The sequence below is a fragment of the Streptococcus sp. 2018162 genome (assembly GCF_019754175.1).
GTDB lineage: Bacteria > Bacillota > Bacilli > Lactobacillales > Streptococcaceae > Streptococcus > Streptococcus hashimotonensis.
The window spans coordinates 94661-118754 of record NZ_JAIJZP010000002.1 but is presented as its reverse complement, the minus strand read 5'-3'; the positions used below and the strand labels follow the sequence as shown (position 1 = coordinate 118754).

The window sequence follows — 24094 nt, the reverse complement described above, 5'->3', positions numbered from 1 at the left end:
AACACAAAAGCTTAAAAACTTCTTAAATTTCTGTATGTTTTAAGTCAACATTTTCCCTATTTTTTCTCAACATAAGGAGACCGTCACTCATGGAAACAAGACTAGCAGTCACATCCGGATTATCCAAAGTCGCATCGAATAAACGTTGCAATCCCTTATAAATAGTGCGCTGCCCTCTTCTGACATCCTTGATGTCCTTGGCAACATCTCCTCCTTGGAAGATGTCATCCAAAATGATTAAACCGCCTACTTTGACCTTTTTCAAGACTTCTGGTAAAAATACAATATATTTTGATTTAGCAGAATCCATGAAAACAAAATCATATGTGTTATCTGGTAAAGTCGGAAGAATATCCATGGCTTCCCCTTCCAGCAATTCAATCTGCTGGCGCTGATCATATTTGGCAAAGTTTTCCTTTGCAAAGCCAATCATTTCTTCATTTCGATCAATCGTTGTAATCTTCGAATGCGGACTATTGTCAGCCATCAGTAACGCAGAGAAGCCAATAGCAGTTCCAATTTCTAAAATACGTTTAGGTTGAAGTGTCTGCATCAGCAAGCGGAAATAGGCTACCGTTTCATGAGGGATGACTGGAATATTTTCTTGACGAGCAAACTCTTCCAGTTCTTTCAAAAAACCTGTATTTTGCGCCTGACGTGTTCGCATAAAATCCACAATTTCTTCCTTGACAACTGGACGGCGCATATTGTGATTTGCGTTTTTACTATATGATTCGACCATAGAATCCATTATATCATAAGCCGACAAGATTTTCTTCCTCAACACACTAAAAGGCAGGTTTCCCCACCTTTTCTTTACATATTTTTGGCGTAATCAATTCGATACCCTAAATTTCCAGCTAGTTCTTGAAGTCGAACAAAAGTCGCTTGCTTACTGAAAAAGAGATAGTAACTATCCGTGTCCATATCTACTGCCCCTAGACAAAAGTTTTCATCAAGATATTTGCTATCAACGACTCTTGCCCATTCTGAAATAGAGGCAGCTGGATTTAATCCATCTGAATCCAATTTGAGAGAAATCCCTGCATTGCGGACTTGATGAAGACGGTCAAAAAAGTAGATAAAATCTTCAAGATTATCCTTATAATCACGCACACAAATATAGTTCAAATGCTCTAGTAATTTTATCAAGATTAACCAAAGATTTTCCTTTTCAGACTCCCCAACACGATCCAAGAAATCATCGAATGAATCTGGTTCTAGGATGCGTTCAATAGAGTTTAGAATCTGATTCGGATCACTAGCAAAAACCACATCTCTAAGTTGGAGAAATAGCTCCCTGTCCCCATTTGACATGAGGTCCGCCAGTTCAAAAATGTCCTGTAGCTGTTCTTCCGTTAACATAATACCTCCATTATGAATTTGAAAAATCCCATCTTATATGCGGTGCTACTTGCTCTACAAAATGGTAAATATCATTAAAATCTGCACCATCAAGCTTATTCAAATTGACGACTGCAAGCAGTTCTCCCTTATTTCCTACAATTCGCAAACGTTTCGATTGATAGCCACGATAGACGGGAGAAACGATGTATCGAATCTCCGCAATCTCTTCTAACGAATAGCGCTGGCGTTCACTCCAAAAGTGTTCTTGAAATTCTAGGTACTGTTTTGTCAAGATAAAAACAGCCTTTTGCTTTCTCAATATATATATAAACCAGCAAAGGTTGTAAAAATATCAAATAGACAACACTTCCTACAGATGGTTCAGGCCTGGTCAGACCACCAAGACCGATCAAGATTAAAACAAGACTAATCATACTGTGAATGACAATCGAACGTTTATAGGAAATCATTTTAGAGATGTACCCCTTTTTCAACAAGCTCCTCTAACTCAGTTAGGCGTGCTTCAAAAACTTTGAAAGCATCATTAAGATAGCCTTCCTTGGTCATGTCTACACCTGCTTTGGCAATGACATTGAGGGAATAATCTGAGCTACCAGCCTTCAAGTAGTTGAGATAGTTTTCTTTATCTTCTGGACTACCATTGACAATCTTGTTTGCTAGAGCTGATGCTGCTGCGAAACCTGTCGCATACTGATAGACATAGAAATTGTAATAGAAGTGTGGAATACGAGCCCACTCAAACTGGATTTCTGGATTTTCTTCTGCAGAAAGTCCGTAGTACTTCTCATTTGTCTGACCGTACAATTCATTGAGGAAATCAGCCGTCAAGACTTGACCTTCCTGGTCTGCCTTGTAAATCGCTTGCTCAAACTCGGCAAATTGGGTCTGGCGGAAGACTGTACCACGGAAACCATCTAGGTAATGGTTGAGAATAGCAAAGCGTTCCTTGTCATCTTCTACTTCTGACAAGAGTTTTTCTGTTAAGAGATTTTCGTTGGTTGTTGAAGCAATTTCAGCCAAGAAGAGTGAATAATGACCATAGACATAAGGTTGAGTCTTACGAGTCAACATAGAATGAAGTGAGTGGCCTGTTTCATGGATAAGAGTGTACATGTTATCCAAGTTATCCTGCCAGTTGAGAAGCATGAAGGCGTTGGTGTCGTAGGCACCTCCTGAGTATGCTCCTGAGCGTTTTCCTTCATTGACATGGACATCAATCCAGCGGTTTTCGAAGGCTTCCTTCACAATAGCCGAATACTCCTCACCGAAAATTTCCAAGGTTTCTTGGCATTTTTTGAGAGCATCTTCATAAGAAATCTTGGTACTGAAATCTGACAATGGTGTGTACATATCGTACATCTTCAAGTCATCAATACCCAGGAGTTTCTTACGCAAATTGATGTAACGGTGCAAGAGCGGAAGGTGCTTGTTGACTGCCGCCACTAATGTATCGTAAACGGATTCTGGAATGAAATTAGCTGCAAGTGATGCGTGACGGGCTGAATCGTACTTCCGCAAACGAGCTTTCAGGTTATTGACCTTGACATTAGACTGCAAAGTCTTAGCATAGGTATGCTGGAACTGCTCGTAGGTACCGTACATAGCCTCATAGGCTTCTTGGCGGACGTCACGGTTTTTAGACTCCATAAAGTGAATGTAGTTACCGTGTGAAAGGGGCACCAAGTGACCATCCTCATCTGCGATTTCTGGGAAACGCAGGCTGGCATTGTCCAAGACTGAGAAAGTTTCAGCAGGTGATTCGAAAATCTCGCTGGTCGCTGCCAATACTTCTTCCACCTCTTGTGACAGGACATGGTCCTTAGCCACTAAAAGTTTTTCAAATTGGTGGCTGTACTGAACAAGAGCTGGCTCCTCTGCTTTAAAGGCTTCCAACTGCTCTTCAGTAATGGCCATAAATTCAGGCTCATAGAAGGCAAAAGCCTGTGAAAAGACCGAATACAAGCCCATGGCTTTAGCTTGAAATTCCTGGTATTTGCCTTCACGAGTATCTTGGTCGTTCTTCATAGACGCATAGACATAGAGTTTTTCAATGCGACGCATAAGACCAAGTTGCGTTTCGCTGATTTCCAAAAGGCTTTTAGCTGAGTCGAGCAAGTGACCTGCAAATTCTTTTGTTTTTTCAGTTTCAGCTTGTAAATCTGCAAGTTCTGCTTCCCAGGCTTCATCGGTTGGGAAAATAGTGGTCAAGTCCCACTGGTATTTTTCTTCAATTTCGTAACGTTGTTTAGACATAATTAATCCTCCGTATCCTTTATTCTAACATAAAAAATCCCCTCTTTCCATAGGAAAGTGAGGGCTTATTGGTTACTATTCAACTGGAAAATAGTTTTTGGCATTCGCTATAGCAAGTCGCCACTAGGATAATAAAGTCTACAACCCTCACCAACAGTAGCATGACTAACATAAAATAACGAGCATATTTTCAAAAGCAATATATACACCTCCATCAGCTATCTCTATTTACATTGGTTTTCTATAAATTATAGGTGGATATAGAACCTGTTTCTGCTTGTCTTCAATACTGTCGTAATACTGGTCAAAATCCTGATAGACTGGACTTAAATCTTTTTGTATTTGGGCAAAGCCAATGGCAGAGCGGGGTAGACGGATGTGGGGATACCATTCTTCTGCCGTCTTTGTCAACAAATTCTCCCCTCGGCTATAAGACTCTGCCTGTAGGACTAACCAATTGGGGGATTTGTAATAAAGCTGTTGAGCAATGTAGCGAGGCAAATCCCTATCTAACGGGCAAGTAAGATGCGATAAAGCTTGCTTGGCAAATGGCAGACGCAAGATTTCCAATAAATTTCCCTCGCCAAATGGAAAAACCTTTGTCAGACAGTGGACCTTACCTCGTAAGTCTTCATGAATAAGGTAACGAAGACGCAATTCTTTTTTCTCATCATCCAATTCCCAGAGGTGAAAACCCATGTTCATACTAAAAGAGAGGAATTGCTTGTGTAATTTGCTTAATCTTTCTTTTAACCACAGGCTTTTTCCCAACAACCAGAGAACCTGAAGACCAGCTTCATGATAGGCTTGCGTCCTCACCTGCAAACGAGAAATGGGTAGACTGGAACACTGTACTTCCAAAGCTAGACTATTATTAACAAATAAATCAGCGACCTGCCCTATACTAGGCAGGCATTTTTCAAGTTCAACTTGTTCGTCATTGATTAACCAACTGTACAGACAAGACTTAAGGGACAGGTGCTGGGCCGACTCATTCTCGGAAAAGTATGTGCAATCCCGCAGGGTTACGTGGGCAAAGTGCGAACGCAGAACTTTTCCGGATTTGTATCGGACCAGTCCTCCACAACCTGGACAGCAAAAGCGACCTTGCGGCGCAGGATTTTCCAAGACATTAAAAACTTGCCCATCTTCATCAAGTGCAACTAACATAAAACCTCCTTTCTTTATTAGTTCGCAAAAAAACACCCAGCTGAGCTGAGTGTTGTGAATTTACCCAATCTGACTGCCGTTTGGCACAGATGGATCGACTGTTAAGAGTGTTAAATTGTCACCATGTTCAGCTGAGAGGATCATGCCCTGGCTGAGCAAGCCCATCATCTTACGTGGCTTGAGGTTGGCAACGATTTGGACTTTCTTACCGACCAACTCCTGCTCATTTGGATAGTACTTGGCGATACCAGACAGGATTTGGCGGTCTTGGCCGTCACCTGCGTCCAGACGGAACTTGAGCAACTTGTCAGATCCCTCCACCTTAGCTACTTCTTTGACTTCGGCCACGCGGATTTCCACCTTGTCGAAGTCCTCGAACTTGATCGCAGCTTTCTCGTTTTTGAGTTCCACGTCAGCCGGGTCCCACTCTTTTTCTTCCTCTTGGGAAATAGCAGAGCTGCCACCCATTTGGGCTTGGATATAGGCGATTTCCTCTTCCATATCCAGACGTGGGAAGATAGGCGTACCTTTTGCGACCACTGTCAAACCAGCTGGAAGACCTGCAAAGTCAAGGTTTTCAAGGTCGAAACTTGTTCCCAAACCAAGCTGTTCCATAATGGCATTAGACGTCGTCATCATAAATGGTTGAATGAGGTGCGCCACCACACGAAGACCTGCTGTCAAGTGAGCCATAACCGCTGCCAACTTGTCACGGTCAGCTTCTTCTTTTGCCAAGACCCACGGTGCTGTTTCATCGATGTACTTGTTGGTACGGGAGATGATATTCCAAACAGCTTCCAAGGCACGTGGATAGTCAACAGCTTCCATATACTTGTGGTAGCTTGCCAAGTTGTCAGCTACTACTGCCGCCAAGTCCGCATCAAAATCAGTCACGTTAGCAACAAAGGTTGGTACCTGACCACCGAAATACTTGTTAATCATCGCAACTGTACGGTTGAGCAAGTTTCCAAGGTCATTAGCCAGTTCGTAGTTGATACGGCCAACATAGTCTTCTGGTGTAAAGGTTCCGTCAGAGCCGACTGGCAGACTACGCATGAGGTAGTAACGGAGTGGATCCAAGCCGAAACGCTCAACCAACATTTCTGGATAGACCACATTTCCCTTAGACTTGGACATCTTGCCATCTTTCATGACAAACCAGCCATGAGCAACCAAGCGGTCTGGTAGCTTCATATCCAACATCATGAGCATGATTGGCCAGTAAATGGAGTGGAAGCGAAGAATGTCCTTCCCAACCATGTGGTAAACTGTGCCATTCCAGAACTTGTCGTAGTTAGCTGTCTCTTCCTGACCGTAGCCCAAAGCAGTCGCATAGTTGAGCAGGGCATCAATCCAGACATAGACAACGTGTTTTGGATTGGACGGAACAGGTACTCCCCAAGTAAATGATGTACGGGAGACTGCCAAATCTTCCAAGCCTGGCTCGATGAAGTTTTTCATAATTTCATTGAGGCGGCCGTCTGGCTGGATAAAGTCTGGGTGAGCATTGAAAAACTCGACCAATTTATCCTGATACTTGCTGAGGCGGAGGAAGTAGGATTCTTCTGAAACCCAGGCAACCTCGTGACCGCTCGGAGCGATACCACCTGTTACCTTGCCGTTTTCATCACGGAAGACCTCTGCTAATTGGCTCTCGGTGAAGAATTCCTCGTCCGATACGGAGTACCAACCAGAATACTCTCCCAAGTAAATATCATCCTGCGCCAGCAATTTTTCAAAAACAGCCGCCACCACTTCCTCGTGGTAATCATCAGTCGTGCGGATGAACTTGTCGTAAGAGATGTCTAGCAAGCTCCAGAGCTCCTTGACGCCAACCGCCATGCCGTCAACGTAGGCTTGCGGTGTTAGACCAGCCTCTTTTGCCTTCTCCTCAATCTTCTGTCCGTGCTCATCAAGCCCTGTTAGATAGTAGACTTCATGCCCCATAAGGCGTTTGTAACGAGCCAATACATCGCAGGCAATGGTCGTGTAGGCTGAACCGATATGAAGTTTTCCAGACGGATAATAAATCGGTGTGGTTATATAAAACGGTGTTTTTGTCATGCTTTTTTCCTTTCAAATTCAGAGCAAATGAAACCCTGTTATTGACAACATCCTATTTTATCATATTTTCAGCTAAATCACAAAGCGGTTCTAAATACAAGTCTTCCTTCACATGCTATACATATGATACAAGCCGAGTGGAATGCTAATGTCTATCTTCTCTATAAAATTATAGTTCTGTTCTTGTCAATTGACGAATGTCGAAAAACCGGAACCAGTTTGGAACTGTTCCCGGTGTTCTTATACGATATGGAGTTGTTCAAATACATTTCCCAAATCAGCTATCATTTCTTGATGAAAGTCCAAATAATAGGTTTTCTGGTCAGAATCTGGTAATTTTTCAATATCAGCTAAGATTGCTTGATAACGATGGAGAATTTTCTTACCAGCTTCTTTATCTATCTCATTAATTTTACCAATACCTGCTGCTATTTCATCCAAACTGTCATATTTTGCAAGTACGCCCTCTGTCCACTCACGCTTGTCTTTGTTAAGTGTGACAATCTTTTTTGTCAGCCAGTCTTCATAACTTTCCTCTTCCGTCACTAATGACTGGCTCGCAGTGGTCTTAGGCACTTGGGCAATTCTGCTTGAACGAAGGTAATTCCGATAGAACCAGACTGCAAATAGGAGGGCTAGAATGATATTGACAGGGAAAATAAAACTAAGTGCAAAGAGCACGGTCAGCCACAAAATCAGTTTTATATTCCTAGCTTCTTTTTCAGCTTTGCTATTCCTCGCTTCCCAATCATCCAATATAGACTGGGCTTGAGCAGTATAGGTTTCAACCAATTTTGCCAGTCGTAACTTTTTCTCTGGGTCGTCTTCCAGCTCCATAGCCAAATAGGCTTGGTTGGCACGAGCCTTGGATGCCTCATAGGTCTGTACAGTCGCCAAATATTCCGCATTGCTATTTATCTGATTCAGCAAGCGGTCCGTCTGCCCTTTGATAAAAGTCCGATCTCTTGATGTTAATTTACGGTAAGGCATTGATTTGCTCCCTAAAAATTAGTTGTTTACTATAATATCTTAATTACTATGGAAGACGGTCATCAGATATACATTTTCTTCCTACCCCCTCACCCTTCTCTCCATCTCCTCCATATCATAGTCAAAAAGGAGGTCATGGCAGTCTGTAAAGAGCTCCAAACGTTTGTCATCATCTAAAACAGCAATATCAACTCCCCGATCATCGTAGCAATGATAGATGATATTGTCCTGACTAGATAGGAAGAGAACAGAACTTGATAGATAGTTGAAACCACCGTGATCAGCTCTCACAATCTCCCTCAACAAATCGTTCAGGTCTTGGTTGGTAACTGGGAAAAGATAACGCTCAAAGACTAGCACATCTCCCGTCCAATCCTCCACTTCTATCAACTCAGGCTCAGGAACCTTGTCAAAGTTAAATTTCGATGAAAAATGCCAGAGGTAGGTGTCTATGTCCCTATCTTCCTGTCGAAGGAGCGAAAGGAGCATATAGTCGTATTCTGAACTAGCCTGCTCAAAAAGTTCTACTGCACGTGCATAGGCTCTTTCAAGATAGATTGCTCTTGGTAATTCTTCTGCTTCGTCTGCAGGCCCGATTTCAAATCTAAGAGCAAGAGGTGTGCCATAGAAGAATGGGCCCACTAGTCGATTATCTTTCAGTTGGAAGGACTTCAGCCATTGATTCAATTCCATATACTATTCTCCTTATATAGCTTTGTACTATTCTACCATATACTAGGAAATTAGGTCTAGTCTTCTTTGGGAAAATATGGTAGAATAGTGAACTAGTAAAGTTTCTGGCAAAAGGAGGTCCTATGAAAACCGAATTTATCAATGAGAAGGCTCAATCAGCTTTCAATCTCAACATCATCACCTCTCCTATTGTAGCTATTATTTTGTTGCTAGTAGGAGATTCACTTGGAGCAGTTATTTTCACTCCAATAAGCTTTTTAATCCCATTTAGCGAGACCCTTTCTGTAAGTTTTGAACTGTTCGCTTTCACTTTTATCAGCCTGATGGTCATTTCATGGGCACGGTATATTGAAAAAAGCCCGTGGGCAGGACTTGGTTTTACCAAAAAAGGTGCGGGAAAAGATTTTCTACTCGGGTGGGGAATCGGAGCTGCAATGCTGACCACTTGTACACTCATCATGTGGGGATTAGGCGCGATTGAATTTACAAGCATCCAGTTCTCTACAAAATTAGTCGGAGAATTTATCATCCTTATCCTTGCCTGGTCTATCCAAGGTACGACAGAAGAAATTCTAACAAGAGGATGGATGTTCTCATCACTTTCAGCTAAACACAATATTCCTATTGGTATCATTGTTTCTTCCCTCTTCTTCACATTTCTCCATCTCGGAAACAATGCTATTTCACTCATTCCAATTTTGGATTTAACCCTATTTGCCGTTCTTGCCTGCCTCATTATGCTCAAAACAGGCAACATTTGGGTGATTGGTGGCTTACACGCTGCGTGGAACTGTTTCCAAGGGAATGTTTTTGCTTTCCCAGTCAGCGGCACCGATGCTGGTCAGGCCTTTGTTCAAATCGGTATCACTGGTCCTGAGTGGCTATCTGGTGGAAAGTTTGGTGTAGAAGGCTCCGTTATCAGCTTGCTTGTCCAAGGAATAATGATTTCCTGGTTGGTTTACGACCTCTATTTCAAGCCCAAAACAAGCTCCCTATAATCATAAAAGACTGTTAGCTACTCTACAGCTGACAGTCTTTGTTTTTTCAATTTTTCGTAGAAAATAGTCCTAGATAAATGATAGTAAGGAGTCACAAAAAAAGATAACAAATGAAGGGTCAATAATTCCCCAATAAACCAACCTAAAAAGGATAAATCTAACCAAATACGTTGCCAATAGTTCCCTTTCATCAAGAAACGACTTTCCCTAAATACAGCCAGAGGACCAGTATAACTAGCATTATCCAAATGGTCATACAAGACAAACACAACCTGTGAGTAGGTATAGTAGACAAAAAGATAAATAATCATTCCTAGCAGGAAAATCGGAGCCCCTATCTTCATCAATTGACTAGGCTGATGAACTGCCAGCTCTGCCATTGCCCCCGGAGATAAGACCATCAAACTACTCATTGTGAAACCTTTAATAAATAAAGCAGCCCCTAGATTAGCTGGAAGACCAGCCATAAAAAGAAGCAAATAATAATAAAGAAAAGTGGTACAGATAGGCTTCCTCCATTCTGTCTTTAGAAATGAAAAACTATCTTTTAAAGAAAACTCCTGTCTATCCCCTCTTAACAATTCCAATAAATGAAAACAGGACAGACCGATGAACAGCTGTAACAGCAGAGCGAAGCCGAACTCACCTAAATAGGTCAACCCGATTGAAGACACCAATCGCCCCTCCACAAAAGCACTGTTTTGACGGAGCTCTAGAAATGTCAGTAGACGAAAAATTGTTACTGGTATAGCATAAACAATAGATAGCAAAATGGAAGGCAAAAATAGTAGTGTTGTACCTCTTGTCCGCTCGCGAGTCATCATCGCTCTTGATACTATATCACTCGTCCTCATCACAATTCCCCTCCAATTTTCTCTCCTTATTTATAAAGTCACGTCGCAAATATTCTATCCACATCGGACTACTTTACCATCCTACTATTAGTATAAAACTTTATCCATTAATTTTCCAGAACATCTCTTAAAAACAGGAAAATCCCTCCAAAATACGAAGGGATTCCTAATAATTTGTTATCACCATACTCCCTAGGCTACTGTGGAAGAGATAGCTGATTTATAAGTTGAAAATACCAATGGATTCTTGGACTTCAAATCTTCATAAAATATAGTCTGACAAGTCCAATAGTAGGGATATACGTAAAGTCCCAAAAACCCAAACGTCAAAAGAACCCCAATAAACCAGCCAACAAAAGATAAATCCAAGAGGAAACGGCGCCATTTATTCCCCTTCATCAACTGCCAGCTCTGACTGAAGAGTTTAAATGGTGAAGAATAGGTATTGTTTTCCAAATAATCATAGAGAAGAAAAGAGACCTGACTGAGCCCATATCCTACAAATAAACTACAAATAATCCCTACACATACCAGTATAAATCCTGTTTGAAAATAAGACGAACTGAAAAAAGCTGAAAAATCAGGCTGATAATCAATAGGAGCACCAAAGATGACAATGGTACTATAGAAAGCTAGGTTTATCAATATCATTCCAATAACAGCAGGGAAACTTGCTAAATACAAGACCAGCATTTTCAATAATGTCGTACTAAAAACTGGTAAAAAATTCTTCCCATCTAGCAAAGTGAAACACTCCGTGAAGCTAACCTTGGTTCTTTGCTTTCTCACCAGTCTTATTAGTTGAAAACAAGCTGTCACAATTAAACATTGTGCAATAAAATCAAATATGATTGACGGACCAACAGAAATAAAATGATGAGTCCAAGTAACACCATCTTTCACAATAGTTGTTCCCCAGGAGAAAGTACTAGTTTGCCCCCAGATTTGTTTCAAGCCAAATTCTGCCACTCCTGACAGAAAAGAAATCAAAACAGGTGCCAAAAACAAGGTTATCATCCCATCTGTTTGTTCACGAATCACCGTTGCTTTAGCTCGAATATCGCTATTAGACATAGCTTTCTCCTTTCATATATCTGTACCGTTATATATATTATACTATTTTATTTTTAAGTTTTCCATTATTTCTATAAAAAAATTGTACAAAAAATCCCTTCAAATAAAGAAGGGAAATCTATTATTTGGCTTCCGAATGACGATAACCATAAAAGAAGTAAATCAAAATTCCAATGACTAAGGATACTCCAAATGCTAACCAAGTATCTAAACTATATTGGAACATAAATGAAAGACAAATGATAATCGAGAGGATAGGCAACAAGGGAACAAGAGGTGTTTTAAATTGTCCATCTTTTGGCAAACCTTCGACTTGACGCAGACGAATAATGCCCAGCGCCAGCATGATCAAATAAGCTAAGGTACAGATATTGAGGAAGGAAGCAATACTTGCTAGTGGGAAAATACCTGCACAAATGGCTGCAAAAATCCCCACAAGAATGGTCGCATTTTTAGGAACCTTGCTTGTTTGTGTCAATCGGCTCAATGATTTCGGTAGCAAACCATCACGACTGATGGAATAGACCATTCTCGACAAGGCGTAGGTCATCGAAATACATACTGTAATCAATGTTAGGATTGCTACAATAGAAATATAACTCGCTGCCCAATCCAATCCAACTTCTCGAAGTGCAAAGGCAACCGCATCTGCTACATTCAACTTAGTATAGTGAACCATACCAGTCAAGACTAATGTCACTACAATATAAAGAATTGTTACAATAGATAGAGACAATACGATTCCTTTTGGTACATTCTTCTCAGGTTTTTTCACCTCATCAATCGCTAATGAAATAGACTCAAATCCCAGGAAGGCAAAGAACATGAGAGACGCTCCCGCCATAATTCCCGCCTGTCCACCATAAATGGCACCAAAGCCAAAAGGAGAGAAGTTCGACCAGTTTTCTGGTTTGATAAAGAATAACCCTACTAAAATAAATAATGCCAACGCTGAAAATTTCAAAACTACCAAGGCTGAATTGAAACGAAGAGCTGCCTTAGAATTAAGCAAGACCACTCCTACTACGAAAATTAAGACGATAACTGGTAAGAGGTCTACATAGGTACCAGCAGCGGGGTTAAAAGTTCCGCTCAGAGCTGTTGGCATAGCAATACCAAAATTAGCTAGGAGTCCTTTCAAATAAGCTCCCCAACCAGATGCAACGCTCGATACAGCAGTCAAGAATTCCATAATCGTCAGCCAGCCAGCAATCCAGGCAGGAAATTCACCAAAAACCGAGTAGAGATAACCATAGGCACCACCGTTAGTCGGTATACGAGAGGCAAATTCTGCGTAAAACAAAGCTGTTAGTCCGACTGAAATTGCTGCAATAACAATTGAGATGATCAGAGCTGGACCTGCATACTGGGCTGCTGCCAAACCAGTTACCGTAAAGATACCTGTTCCAACCATCGAACCGATACCTAAAAATATCAAATCAACCAAGCCTAAATGCCGACGCATTTGACTATTGCGACCGACTGCTTGTTTTTTTCTAAATAAACTCACAAAATACTCCTTCAGAATAAGAATAGGGATACTCGACAGAACAAGCTACCGATTCCTGTCAGAGAACCACAACGCCCCATTATACCATAAGTTGAAATATTTCGCATGGGTGATGACAAGCAAAAGAGCAAGGCTTGTCTACCTCACTCTTTCTTATGATTATTCTGGATTAACCTTAAAGTTTTTAAGATAATTTTTCTTATCTAACTGACCGCTAAAGTGATCTCCTACTTTGATAAACGGTAAACGATCTGTACTATCTTCCGTTGCTTTGACTTTATAAATCTTGCCCTCAGACTCAATATAGTAGATTGTCGTACCGCCAATTGTCTGACTCGCTAAAGCTTCTACTTTTCCACTGATAACCTCAGTCTGTTCACCAACTTCTCCATTTTCAGTCACCGTCAATCCTGAAAGGCTAGAAGCATCCGTTCCTGTGACTTGAGAAATTAAGAGCGCAATATCGTTGTTAACAGTAACCTGTTGATAATCTTCAGCATCAACAAGAGCGTATGATTTAACCAAGCCGGCATCATCTTTCAAGGATACTAAATAGTAAGCTGTATCTGCCAACTTAACCAGGCTTGGAGCAGTGGCTTTATAGCCTTTTTCCTGCACTTCTCCTTCTGCGGATTCTTGCGCTGCTGTTTCAGTCGCCGAAGCCAATTTGTAGTTGGTAATTTCACGAGTTCTCATATTGACAAGAATAAATCCAAGGTTGGATGAATCAGCAGTTGCTGAGGTGATACCTGTGTAGAGATAAATATCTGAGCCGATAGAAATATAATTATAGCTGTCTGTTGTATTTTTCACACCAGTTTGACTGAAAATGGTATTCCAGAAACCATTTTGATAAGTATAGTGGTCATCTACACGGCTGATAACATTGTTTGCCGAATAAACACGGTCTACCCACTCTGGAATATCTTCCAGACTATACTTCTTACTTTCCCCTGTTACTGCATCCAATACAATAGCACCAATCGGATCATTTGATGAAAGTCCAAATTTTGGCTCGTAAATCGTTGCAATATAATACGGATTTCCTTGGTCATCCACTTCGAAGGATGGTTTCCCAAAAATAGTTGTCGGGTATTGCAGGCGAAGATGACGTAAGGTATCATTCAGCAAAAATTCAGAATCTGAATAGTGCATGGCTTTGCTCAACTTGGCAAGTTCTGCCTTCCCTGTTGTCTGATTAACCTTCACGTAGTAACCAATCCCATCTTGATGGTTGCTCAGCCATTTCCAAAAATTCTTATATTCCAAAGGCGATACACGGAATGGTTGCTGACCGATAGTAATCTGGCGATAATCATCCGAAATGCCAAACTGGGAGACCTTGTCAATGGTACCTAGATAAGTATCACCGATTTTTTCGGCTGAGGCACGATCTAAAAGGGCCAATTTGGATATGTCTGTTTCAGGAAAATCTGCTTTAAAATCCGCATCCTTGACGCTTATGACAGCAGCGTAATCCTTAGCACGAAATACACGTGAGTTGATAAGCCCCAGCCCCAACAAAGCCAGGACAACCAATGCCCAAATTCGTCCCAACCATTTTAAGTAAGCTGGCAGTTGCGAGGTTTTAATCTGATAGGTATCCACTTGTCTTTGGCGACCAGAAATCTTAGTCACCTTTTGAAAAGCACCTTTGGAGCTGAACATGGAAAGTATGAGCCAAACCAGTCCGACAGATTGAAGGAAAAATATCCAGAAGTCCACGCTCAAAATATTTAAAGCAGGCAGCTGGTACCAGTAGTAGATTAGCATTTCCAAAACTAGGGCTAACCAGGCAAAAACAAATAATTTTCTTTTCATAATAACCTCCTTGACACAGATTTATTAGTTCTATTGTATCACAATTTTAATGTTATAATACAAGAATTATAAAATTTTTTTCAAGTTTCCATATTCGCCTGCAACTTTTATTTTTGGTATAATGTAAAACAGTAACAGACTAGAAAAGGAAAATTATGAAACTCATTTCTTGGAACATTGATTCTCTTAACGCTGCATTGACTGCAGAATCTCCTCGCGCCCTATTATCACGCGCAGTCATCGATACACTTGTGACAGAAGACGCTGATATTATCGCCATTCAGGAAACAAAATTGTCAGATAAGGGACCGACTAAAAAGCATCTAGAAATTTTGGAAAGCTACTTCCCTGGATATGCCAATACCTGGCGTTCATCTGTAGAACCAGCTCGCAAAGGCTATGCTGGTACGCTCTTCCTCTACAAAAACCATCTAACTCCAACCATTACCTTCCCTGAGATTGGTGCTCCAACAACCATGGATTCTGAAGGGCGTATCATCACGCTAGAATTTGACGACTTCTATGTCACACAAGTTTATACGCCAAATGCTGGTGATGGCTTGAAACGACTTGCTGACCGTCAAATCTGGGATGTACAGTATGCTGACTACTTAGCAAAACTTGATAGCCACAAACCTGTTCTTGCAACAGGTGACTACAACGTTGCTCACAAGGAAATTGACCTTGCTAATCCCGCAAGTAACCGTCAATCTCCAGGATTTACAGATGAAGAACGTCAAGGTTTTACAAATCTTCTCGCAAAAGGTTTTACAGATACCTTCCGCCACTTGCACGGTGATGTTCTCAACGCCTATACTTGGTGGGCACAACGTAGCCGCACCAGTAAAATCAACAACACAGGCTGGAGAATTGATTACTGGCTTGTCAGCGACCGCATCGCCGACAAAGTAAGTAAGTCAGATATGATTGACTCCGGTGCTCGTCAGGACCATACACCAATTGTAATGGAGATTTCATTCTAATAGTGGATATTAATACTCAATGAAAATCAAGATCAGACTAGCTCCAAAGGTTTGGGGAACCTTTGGAGGTTGGAGATAGAGCGAACGTAGTTCGTTTCTACTTACGCAGATAGAACCCTGTTACTATTTTGTTTCAAGGTAACAGGCTGAAAGGTTCCACTGGAGCCTTTCATTCATCAAATCAAGTCAACAACGTCTGATTTTGATTTTCGAAGAGTATAACATGATTTCAATTATCAGATAACAGATATTAAAGGCTTAAAACCCGTAGGTCTATTGCAAGGGTTTTGAGCCTTTATTTCTTATCACTCTACCTTGTTTTAATTTGCTTGATTTGAAAGCGATGTCATTTTATGGTAAAATAAATATATAGATATACCATTAAAAGGAGGGATTATGGACCATAAAATTATCGAACGCAAATCTCTAACTGTTTCCTCTGTTGTGAACGGTTTATCTGGACTAGCAGGCATTGCCGTTTATATCATGACTGACCTAAATGCCCTCCTCCTAGACGGAGTCTTTTCTCTAATAGCATTTATTTCGTCCTTAGTTGCAGTTTACATATCGAAAAATAGCCATCGGAAAACCGAGACATTTCCTCAAGGACTGTATTTTCTAGAACCTCTCTACGCTATCATGAAATCTCTCGCAACTCTACTACTCCTTGTATTTGCTGTACTTGAAACTAGCGCGACAGCCTTTGCTTACTTTGTTCATGGAATCGGTCATCAAATGACTACCGGTCCCGTTCTACCTTATACCATAACCATGTTTTTTGTCTGCATGGGGCTTTACCTATACAACCGCCATATGAGTGCCAAAGTCAATCATCTGTCTACTATCATATTAGCAGAAGCAAAAGGCAACCTTATAGACGGACTCATTTCAGGTGCAATTGGAATCGCAATCCTTCTGCTCTATCTTGTTCCTATCAACTCTTGGTTAGGCTTCCTGCATTATACTGGTGACTTCTTTTTGACACTAGCACTAGCAATCATTTCATTTAAGGAACCTTGGAACTTATTAGTGGCATCTTTCAAGGAACTCGCCAACGGAACGATCCATTTCCCTGAAATACATGATTCTATCTATCAGCTATTGGAGCCTTACTTAAAGGAAGATAGCAATGATGTCGAAATCCATATTTTCAAACAAGGCATGAAGATTCGCGTTAAAATCCATCTCCACAATGTCCATCACGAAATTATCCAAAAACTCTTAGAAGATAAGCCTCAGATGCTCTATCTTTTGAAAAAACATCATGAATATATTTCAATAGAATATGCGCTATAATAAACAAAATCTCGGCTTATAAACCGAGATTTTCGTATTTTGTTCGATAGCCAATCTGTAAGATTTTACCATCCTGAATCAGTAGGGGACGCTTAATCAGCATACCATCATTAGCTAGAAGATTCAGCGCCTGCTCCAAGCTAAGACTATCAAACTTATCTTTCAAGCCTAATTCACGATAGCTATTACCAGAAGTATTAAAATACTTTTTCAATTCTAGTCCTGTCGCCTCCATCCAAGCTTTTAGCTCCTCAGCACTAGGCGGTGTTGACTTAATATCAATAGCTTCAAATTCCAATCCCAAACTCTTCAACTCTGCTTTTGCTGCTCGGCAAGTCGAACATTTTGGATACTCATAAAATAAAATCATCTTTCACCTCAAATTCTGGATTCTCATGTCGCAAGAGCCAGATTTTCTTATCCAGTCCACCTGCATAACCTGTCAACTGTCCTTTCTGATTGAGAACTCGGTGACAAGGAACAATAATAGAATAAGGATTACGCCCAACTGCACCTCCTACTGCCTGACCAGAACGAAGGCCCAGTTGCTGAGCCAATTGTCCATAGGTAGTCGTCTGACCAATCGGAATCATCTTCAATAATTGCCAGACACGCTCTTGGAAATTTGTTCCCACAGCTTCTAATGGAAGGGTTGAAAAGTCCACCTGATCCCCTGAAAAATACTTGTCAAGCAATCGAGCTGTCTGGTCTAAAATGGGATGGGAGGCTAAAATAGCTTTCTCGTTCAAGCCTCGTTCAAAATATTTTTGCCCTTCAAACCAGGCCCCTCTTAATCCCTTATCACTAGCTATTAATGACATGGGCCCAAGTGGACTGTGATAGATTTGTTTATACAGCATGATTAGTTTTTATTCTGAATGACACGCACTTTAACAATTGCATCCGTTGCTTCAAATTTAGCAACCAACTGCTCAATTTTCACTTTATCCGCTTCATCCAAATCAAGTAAAGTATAGGCATAGTCACCTTTAGACTTATTGATGATATTATCAATATTGATTCCCAACTCAGATACAGCCGTTGTAATCGTTGCTACCATATTAGGAATATTCTTATTAATCAAGGTAATACGATACGGTGCATCTAGGAATAGTTTCACATTTGGGAAGTTAACTGAGTTGATAATTTCACCCGTCTCCATAAAACGACGAATGGTCTGACCAGCAGCAATGGCACAGTTGAGCTCTGCTTCCTCTGTTGACCCACCAACGTGCGGGAAGACGATAATGTTGTCCTTGTTGAGCACTTCTGCTGTCCCAAAATCCGTGATATAGTTCTTGATAACTCCTGCCTCAATTGCTTCAAACAAATCAGCATTATTAACCAATTCACCGCGGGCAAAGTTGATCAAGGTTGTTCCTTTTCTCATTTGGCCAAAGCTATCCGCATTGAAGAGTCCTCGTGTCTTATCTGTCAAAGGAACATGAACAGTAATGTAATCGGCGTTGGTGAAAATTTCCTTTAAATCATCCACACGTTTGACATGGCTTGAAATGGTCCATGCAGTTTCTACTGATACATAAGGGTCGTAACCGAGAACATTCATTCCCAAGCGGCGGGCATCGTTGGCAATACGCGCACCAATAGCACCAAGTCCGATAACACCAAGAGTCTTACCTGAAATTTCTGTCCCAGCAAACTGCTTCTTACCTGCTTCAACTTGCTTAGGTACATCATCTCCTGACAATGTATTTGCCCATGCCGTCGCTCCGATATAGTCACGTGCTGACAAAAGGATGGAAGCAATGACTGCCTCTTTTACGGCATTGGCATTGGCACCTGGAGTGTTAAAGACCACAATACCTTTCTCTGTTGCCTCTTCGATTGGAATATTGTTAGTCCCTGCACCCGCACGGGCAATAGCTTTTAGATTTTCAGGAAAATCAAATCCATGCAAATTTTCAGATCGAATAATAAAGGCATCTGGATTTGCTGCATGATCTCCGTCAATCTGGAATTTATTGCCTAATTCCTTAAGACCAATTTGATTGATATTGTTAAAAGTACGTACGCTAAATACCATATATTTTTACCTAAAAAGGCGGAATAGCTACCGCCTTTTCTTTCTTTATTTCATTAATTATTTCCGAGTAACCAACGGTCGTCTTCACTGATTTCCTGGTAAAGACTCCGCTCGCTCTTGTGCTTGATTTTTTGATAAGCTAGACGTTCTCCATCTATTGGGACTTTACCACAATAGACATAGCCTAATTTTTTTAGAATGTGCTGCATTGTCTTATTCTGCTCGTGGGTATCACAGCGGAAATCCGGTCCTTTTTGACCTTCAATTAAACCTTGCAAAAAAGTTTGTATGATTCCTTGACCACGAAATTCGTCAGCTGCTGCAATTCTATGAAATGTTGTATATACAGGATGATTGTGCTGCCATTTTCCTTCATATATGGCCTCATATTCTGCTTCTTGACCACGATGAACGGCGGCATAAGCTGCCACCTTACCGTCCACTAGACCAACATAACCTTGGCCAGAAAGAATATCATCAAAGATATTCTCTTTATTTGGATACTCTCCCTGCCATTGATTAATACCAGAGGTTGCTAGAAATGCGCGAGCATCTTCAAGAATATTGGCAATAGCCTCCATCTCATTTGGATGTGCTAATCTAATTTCCATTAGGCATTCTCCGCTGCAAATTTTTTCATGAATTCAATCAATTCAACCACACCTTGACGTGGGAAAGCATTATAGAGCGACGCCCGCATCCCTCCAACAGAGCGGTGTCCCTTGATGTTCTTAAAGCCTGCCACTGTCGCTTCTTTGACAAACTTGGCATCCAATTCCCCGCTTGGTGAAACAAAAGGAATATTGGCTACCGAACGCTCTTCTTTTTTACGAACAGGGTTTGTATAGAAATTAGACTGATCGATGTAGTCATAAAGCAAACCAGATTTTTCACGGTTGATTTTCTCCATCTCATCAACACCACCAATTTCTTTTACCCATTCAAAGACGAGTTTAGAAATATAGATAGAATAAGCTGGTGGCGTATTATAAAGAGAGTCATTTTCTGCTTGAATACGGTAGTCCAACATGCTTGAAAGCATTGGTTGATCATTGAGGAAGTCCTCACGAACAATCACCACTGTCACACCAGCAGGACCAATATTTTTCTGAGCGCCAGCATAAATCATGGCAAAATCTTCAACATTATAGCGAGCTGCTAAGATGTTTGAAGACATATCAGCAATGACTGGCACACCATTGGTGTCAGGAATATCATAAACTGCTGTTCCTTCAATAGTGTTATTGGTTGTCAAATGCACGTAAGCAGCAGTTGGATCAATATCATTTTTATCGAAGGTTGGCAATTCTGCGTAGGTAATATCTTCAGTTGATCCAAGCAAAATTGGTTCAAAGGCAATTGTTTTAGACAGCTTCACAGCCTCAGTATAGGCTTTTTTACCCCATGAGCCACCTACAAGATAGTAGGCTTTCTTGCCTTGAGCGAAGTTGAGGGGAATCATTGTGAATTCCAAAGAAGCTCCACCTTGCAAGAAAATAACCTTGTAATTATCTGGAATGGCCATCAATTCACGAAGCGTTGCTTCAGCACCTTTAATAATATCATCGAAGTCCTTGGAGCGATGCGACATCTCCAAAACACTCATTCCCGAACCATTGTAGTCCAAGAATTCAGCTTGAGCGCGTTCAAGCACTGGTTTTGGCAATACTGCAGGACCTGCAGAGAAGTTGTAGATTGTCATAAAATCCCTCCATTAAGTTAGTCTGTTCATTATATCACAAATATTCAGACAATTCCATAAAATATGATTATTTTGTAAAAATATTCGGATTTCTTATATTTATTCTACTTCCTAAAGCTCCTCTTACTTTTAGCCATAAACGAAGGCACTTGCCTCACAGGGATTTATCAGTTTTCAATGAAAATTTTATGACCAGATTTGACTGTTTGGGAGTGTCGCCAATTGTTATCTGCATGTTAATACTCAATGAAAATCAAAAGTAGCCTAGCGGGGATATAGTTGAAGGCTGGAAGTATAGAGAACTGTGTTCGCGTCATTAAGCCGACGATAGAACTCTGTTACTTTCTCATTTCAAGGTAACAAGCTGAAAAGATCCACTAGTGCTTTTCACTCATCAAGGAAAGTTGACAACGGATAATTTTGATTTTCGAAGAGTATAAGCTTGCATAAACATACAAAAAACTAGGCCTTAACCTAGTCCATGATATATATCGTATACTTCTTGTTTTTTGAGTTGGTAGCGTTTGGCCACTTCTTTGATAGCCTGATTAGGTTTTATGCCACTTGCAATTTCCCTTTCTACCTCAGCCTTCAAGTCCACTTTGTCAGCAGAAGGATAGACTTCCTCACCAGCACCCTCGACAATAATCAAGCATTCTCCCTTAAGTGGATTTTCTTCCAAATACTCTAGTAATTCGGAAATGCTTCCTCTCTGGTATTCTTCGTATAACTTGGTCAATTCTCGAACAACCGTTACCTGACGATCACCATAAACTGTCAACATATTTTCTAAGGTATCTGCCACACGATATGGAGATTCATAGAAAATTTGCGTCTCAGGATAGGTCTTTTTTTCTTGGAAAAATTCTTTTTGCTGCCCCGCTTTTCTCGGTAAAAATCCATAAAAAATATGTGGCTGGGGTGCCAAACCAGATGCAATCAAGGCTGTAATTCCTGCCGATGCTCCTGGAAGCGCTACAACAGGAATATCTTCCGCAATCGCTGCCCGTACCAGGTCATGACCAGGATCCGAAATGGAAGGCAGGCCTGCATCAGAAACTTGCGCAATGGACTGACCAGATTTGAGCCAATCAATCAAAACTGGAATTTTTTCATGGGCATTGTGTTCATGAAAGGATATTTGCTTGGTTTCTACTTCAAAATGTTTGAGTAGGAGGCCTGTGTTTCTCGTATCTTCCGCTGCAATTATATCCACCTCTTTCAAGGTCTGAACAGCTCGGAATGTCATATCCTGTAAGTTTCCAATAGGCGTTGGCACCAGATATAAAGTCCCAAAATTCGTCTGTCCCTTAAATGATTTTTGTACTTTCATCCTAATCTCGATTCAATAATTCTACACAGAACATACAAGGTTCATCATTATCCCTACGTTGACCATAAGAGAAGGTACAAATATGGAAACCATCTTCGTAAATATTCTCCAAATTCTCCTTACCAAAGTTGGAAGATTTATGGCCTGTCTTATCTTCTTTTTCCAAACGTTCGCGCAACTTGGAATTTTCCAAACGGAGGGTCGTATTTTCATCAATAACTCCCTGTAAATGCTTTTTGATAGCATCCACTTCTGCCAACGTGGTTAGAAGATTTTGCGAAAAATCATCTAGGGCATCAAAAATTTCTTTTTTATCCATTATCTCCCTTTCTTTTATTTTACAGAGTTATATACTCTAGACTATTTTGTAGACTTACGTTTGCCTGCCACATCTTCTTAGCCTTAAGAACAGCATCCATTTTTTCACGTACGTTTGCCGAGTCCATCATTTTCTCAGATAATATCAGACTCAGAAGGTCAAACAAACGTCCCTGCTCAGCTTTTTCCACAGCTAAAGACACTAGGATTCCAACTTGCAAATAAGCACGTGTAGGATCCACCAAGAGCAAGTCTGTAAATTTCTTTGTCTGTCCCATCAAATCTAAAAAGTTTTTATTTTCTGCTAACTTTTTCGCTTCTTCTTGACTTGAAACCAGTTGAGCTAAGAGATTCGCTTGTGTTTTTAACAAGCCCTCCTCTTCTAACATTCGCTCCATGGCCGGAATATTTTTAGGAAAACCTATAATCTGTGTCCTACTCTTGATAGTAGGAAGGACAGCTTCTTCCTGATTGGTCAATAAGAAGATGTGAATGGCTGACTGAGGTTCTTCAATCACTTTTAGCAAAGAGTTGGCTGCGTTAGCATGCATTTTCTCAGCATCACGAATAATGAAAACCTGCTTATTGGATTCAAATCCAGATTGTGAAAAATTCTTAACTAATTCACGTATCGTATCTGTTTTGATAACATTTCCCTGCGGTGCAATAACAGTAACATCTGAAAACTCATTTGCTTCAATTAGACGACAGGACCGACACTTCTGACAAGGAAGGACGCCTTCTTTCTCCTGACAAAATAACGATTGACTGAGAAAAATTGCCATATCAAAACTAGCAAAGTCACCTAAAAATAGATAGGCATGTGCCAAACGTCTCTGCTCTAAAATTGTCACAAAACGTTGAAATACACTGGGTTGTAAGTTTCTAAGTTCTTCAATCTTCATGTTCTTTCTGCAAACCGTTTCTTAATGACCGCCAGAGCATCTGCAACAACAGCCTCTAGTGGCTGACTGGCATCAATCTTTACCAACCGCTCTGGTTCCTGCTCTAAAATACTAAGATAGCCTTGACGCACCCGTCTATGCATATCTGCTTTTTCCATATCCAAGCGATCCACATCACGGTCAGCATTGCGGGCAATTCGAGCCAGCCCTTCTTCTGTATCAATATCAAAATAGAGAGTTAAATCTGGTTTTAAACCATCTGTTGCAAACTGGTTAAGCCAATGAATGTCATCTATATCCAAACCCCGTCCAAATCCTTGATAGGCAATAGAGGAATCGATAAAACGATCAATCAAGAGCAATTTCCCTTGTACCAAGGGAGGAAGAATCTTTTCTTTCAAATGCTGACGTCGTGCTGCAATGAACAATAACAGCTCCGTCTTATCATCCATCGCTGTATTTGCAGGATTCAGAATAATATTGCGAATTTCTTCTGCAATAGCCACTCCACCTGGCTCTCTAGTTGTGACTACTTCTGGCCCCAATTCCTGCAAGGCTGGCAATAACTGTTGCAATACAGTTGTTTTTCCAGCTCCATCTGGGCCTTCAAATGTAATAAAAAAACCGTTTCTCATCTTTCCCTCGCTCTTAGAACCTGTATGCACAGTTCAGCACTTCCATCTAAGGCTAGTTTTTCAACTAGTCTTCGTTAGTTTTT

Annotated in this window: 23 protein-coding genes and 1 pseudogene; 3 read left to right on the top strand and 21 right to left on the bottom strand. The window is 40.8% G+C overall.

Going from position 1 to position 24094, the window contains the following annotated elements; all coding sequences use genetic code 11:
* Window positions 1–22: 22 nt before the first annotated feature.
* The 8 genes and pseudogenes from K5Q22_RS02920 to K5Q22_RS02885 all read right to left on the bottom strand — a co-directional run bounded on the left by K5Q22_RS02920 (window position 23) and on the right by K5Q22_RS02885 (window position 8538).
* Window positions 23–742 (bottom strand): O-methyltransferase, encoded by a 720-nt coding sequence (locus tag K5Q22_RS02920; RefSeq protein WP_043034995.1) that lies wholly within the window; start codon window positions 740–742, stop codon window positions 23–25.
* Window positions 743–816: 74 nt separating this feature from the next.
* Complete coding sequence (locus tag K5Q22_RS02915) at window positions 817–1365, bottom strand: DUF6630 family protein (RefSeq protein WP_024384845.1); 549 nt, start codon at window positions 1363–1365, stop codon at window positions 817–819.
* Between the two features lie 10 nt (window positions 1366–1375).
* A pseudogene (locus tag K5Q22_RS02910) lies at window positions 1376–1817 on the bottom strand (hypothetical protein).
* Between the two features lies 1 nt (window position 1818).
* On the bottom strand, window positions 1819–3621 hold the full coding sequence (pepF, locus tag K5Q22_RS02905) for an oligoendopeptidase F (protein ID WP_205013511.1): 1803 nt from the start codon (window positions 3619–3621) through the stop codon (window positions 1819–1821).
* A gap of 228 nt (window positions 3622–3849) precedes the next feature.
* Window positions 3850–4791 (bottom strand): competence protein CoiA, encoded by a 942-nt coding sequence (locus tag K5Q22_RS02900; protein ID WP_205013510.1) that lies wholly within the window; start codon window positions 4789–4791, stop codon window positions 3850–3852.
* Window positions 4792–4851: 60 nt separating this feature from the next.
* The gene (gene metG / locus K5Q22_RS02895) at window positions 4852–6855 is read right to left on the bottom strand and encodes a methionine--tRNA ligase (RefSeq protein ID WP_205013509.1); all 2004 of its coding nucleotides are present in this window, start codon (window positions 6853–6855) and stop codon (window positions 4852–4854) included.
* 240 nt (window positions 6856–7095) lie between these two features.
* Complete coding sequence (locus K5Q22_RS02890) at window positions 7096–7845, bottom strand: hypothetical protein (protein ID WP_205013508.1); 750 nt, start codon at window positions 7843–7845, stop codon at window positions 7096–7098.
* A gap of 81 nt (window positions 7846–7926) precedes the next feature.
* Window positions 7927–8538: a DUF3885 domain-containing protein gene (locus K5Q22_RS02885; protein ID WP_105151228.1), complete on the bottom strand. Its 612-nt coding sequence runs from the start codon at window positions 8536–8538 to the stop codon at window positions 7927–7929.
* Window positions 8539–8660: 122 nt separating this feature from the next.
* Here K5Q22_RS02885 and K5Q22_RS02880 point away from each other — a divergent pair, with 122 nt between their 5' ends.
* Complete coding sequence (locus K5Q22_RS02880) at window positions 8661–9536, top strand: CPBP family intramembrane glutamic endopeptidase (protein ID WP_205013507.1); 876 nt, start codon at window positions 8661–8663, stop codon at window positions 9534–9536.
* A gap of 17 nt (window positions 9537–9553) precedes the next feature.
* Here the strand turns inward: K5Q22_RS02880 and K5Q22_RS02875 are convergent, their stop codons facing one another.
* The 4 genes from K5Q22_RS02875 to K5Q22_RS02860 form a co-directional block, all read right to left on the bottom strand.
* Window positions 9554–10390, bottom strand: coding sequence for a DUF975 family protein (locus tag K5Q22_RS02875; protein WP_205013627.1), 837 nt, complete (start codon window positions 10388–10390; stop codon window positions 9554–9556).
* Between the two features lie 192 nt (window positions 10391–10582).
* Window positions 10583–11464 carry a DUF975 family protein gene (locus K5Q22_RS02870; RefSeq protein WP_114866660.1) on the bottom strand — a complete coding sequence of 294 codons (882 nt, stop codon included), beginning with the start codon at window positions 11462–11464 and terminating at the stop codon, window positions 10583–10585.
* A gap of 121 nt (window positions 11465–11585) precedes the next feature.
* On the bottom strand, window positions 11586–12974 hold the full coding sequence (locus tag K5Q22_RS02865) for an amino acid permease (RefSeq protein ID WP_029179003.1): 1389 nt from the start codon (window positions 12972–12974) through the stop codon (window positions 11586–11588).
* Window positions 12975–13133: 159 nt separating this feature from the next.
* On the bottom strand, window positions 13134–14795 hold the full coding sequence (locus tag K5Q22_RS02860) for a hypothetical protein (protein WP_205013506.1): 1662 nt from the start codon (window positions 14793–14795) through the stop codon (window positions 13134–13136).
* Window positions 14796–14950: 155 nt separating this feature from the next.
* On the opposite strand from K5Q22_RS02860, the gene K5Q22_RS02855 reads away from it, so the two are divergent.
* A complete protein-coding gene (locus K5Q22_RS02855; protein WP_012775042.1) occupies window positions 14951–15778 on the top strand; it encodes an exodeoxyribonuclease III in 828 nt (275 codons plus the stop codon).
* 396 nt (window positions 15779–16174) lie between these two features.
* Window positions 16175–17074 carry a cation transporter gene (locus K5Q22_RS02850; protein ID WP_029179005.1) on the top strand — a complete coding sequence of 300 codons (900 nt, stop codon included), beginning with the start codon at window positions 16175–16177 and terminating at the stop codon, window positions 17072–17074.
* Window positions 17075–17090: 16 nt separating this feature from the next.
* Here the strand turns inward: K5Q22_RS02850 and K5Q22_RS02845 are convergent, their stop codons facing one another.
* The 9 genes from K5Q22_RS02845 to tmk form a co-directional block, all read right to left on the bottom strand.
* Window positions 17091–17444, bottom strand: coding sequence for an arsenate reductase family protein (locus tag K5Q22_RS02845; RefSeq protein WP_002935368.1), 354 nt, complete (start codon window positions 17442–17444; stop codon window positions 17091–17093).
* A complete protein-coding gene (locus tag K5Q22_RS02840) occupies window positions 17428–17934 on the bottom strand; it encodes a methylated-DNA--[protein]-cysteine S-methyltransferase (protein ID WP_105151221.1) in 507 nt (168 codons plus the stop codon). The genes K5Q22_RS02845 and K5Q22_RS02840 overlap by 17 nt, the downstream gene beginning before the upstream one ends.
* 2 nt (window positions 17935–17936) lie before the next feature.
* On the bottom strand, window positions 17937–19118 hold the full coding sequence (locus tag K5Q22_RS02835) for a phosphoglycerate dehydrogenase (protein ID WP_205013505.1): 1182 nt from the start codon (window positions 19116–19118) through the stop codon (window positions 17937–17939).
* 53 nt (window positions 19119–19171) lie between these two features.
* Window positions 19172–19729, bottom strand: coding sequence for a GNAT family N-acetyltransferase (locus K5Q22_RS02830; protein ID WP_136670257.1), 558 nt, complete (start codon window positions 19727–19729; stop codon window positions 19172–19174).
* Window positions 19729–20820, bottom strand: a complete 1092-nt coding sequence (gene serC, locus K5Q22_RS02825) for a 3-phosphoserine/phosphohydroxythreonine transaminase (protein ID WP_205013504.1) — start codon at window positions 20818–20820, stop codon at window positions 19729–19731. Before serC ends, K5Q22_RS02830 begins: the two co-directional genes overlap by 1 nt.
* Window positions 20821–21289: 469 nt before the next feature.
* The gene (gene rsmI / locus K5Q22_RS02820; RefSeq protein WP_205013503.1) at window positions 21290–22153 is read right to left on the bottom strand and encodes a 16S rRNA (cytidine(1402)-2'-O)-methyltransferase; all 864 of its coding nucleotides are present in this window, start codon (window positions 22151–22153) and stop codon (window positions 21290–21292) included.
* Between the two features lies 1 nt (window position 22154).
* Window positions 22155–22472 (bottom strand): DNA replication initiation control protein YabA, encoded by a 318-nt coding sequence (yabA, locus tag K5Q22_RS02815; protein ID WP_002935361.1) that lies wholly within the window; start codon window positions 22470–22472, stop codon window positions 22155–22157.
* A gap of 19 nt (window positions 22473–22491) precedes the next feature.
* The gene (locus K5Q22_RS02810) at window positions 22492–23376 is read right to left on the bottom strand and encodes a DNA polymerase III subunit delta' (protein WP_205013502.1); all 885 of its coding nucleotides are present in this window, start codon (window positions 23374–23376) and stop codon (window positions 22492–22494) included.
* The gene (gene tmk / locus K5Q22_RS02805) at window positions 23373–24011 is read right to left on the bottom strand and encodes a dTMP kinase (RefSeq protein ID WP_044671010.1); all 639 of its coding nucleotides are present in this window, start codon (window positions 24009–24011) and stop codon (window positions 23373–23375) included. The genes K5Q22_RS02810 and tmk overlap by 4 nt, the downstream gene beginning before the upstream one ends.
* Window positions 24012–24094 lie beyond the last annotated feature (83 nt).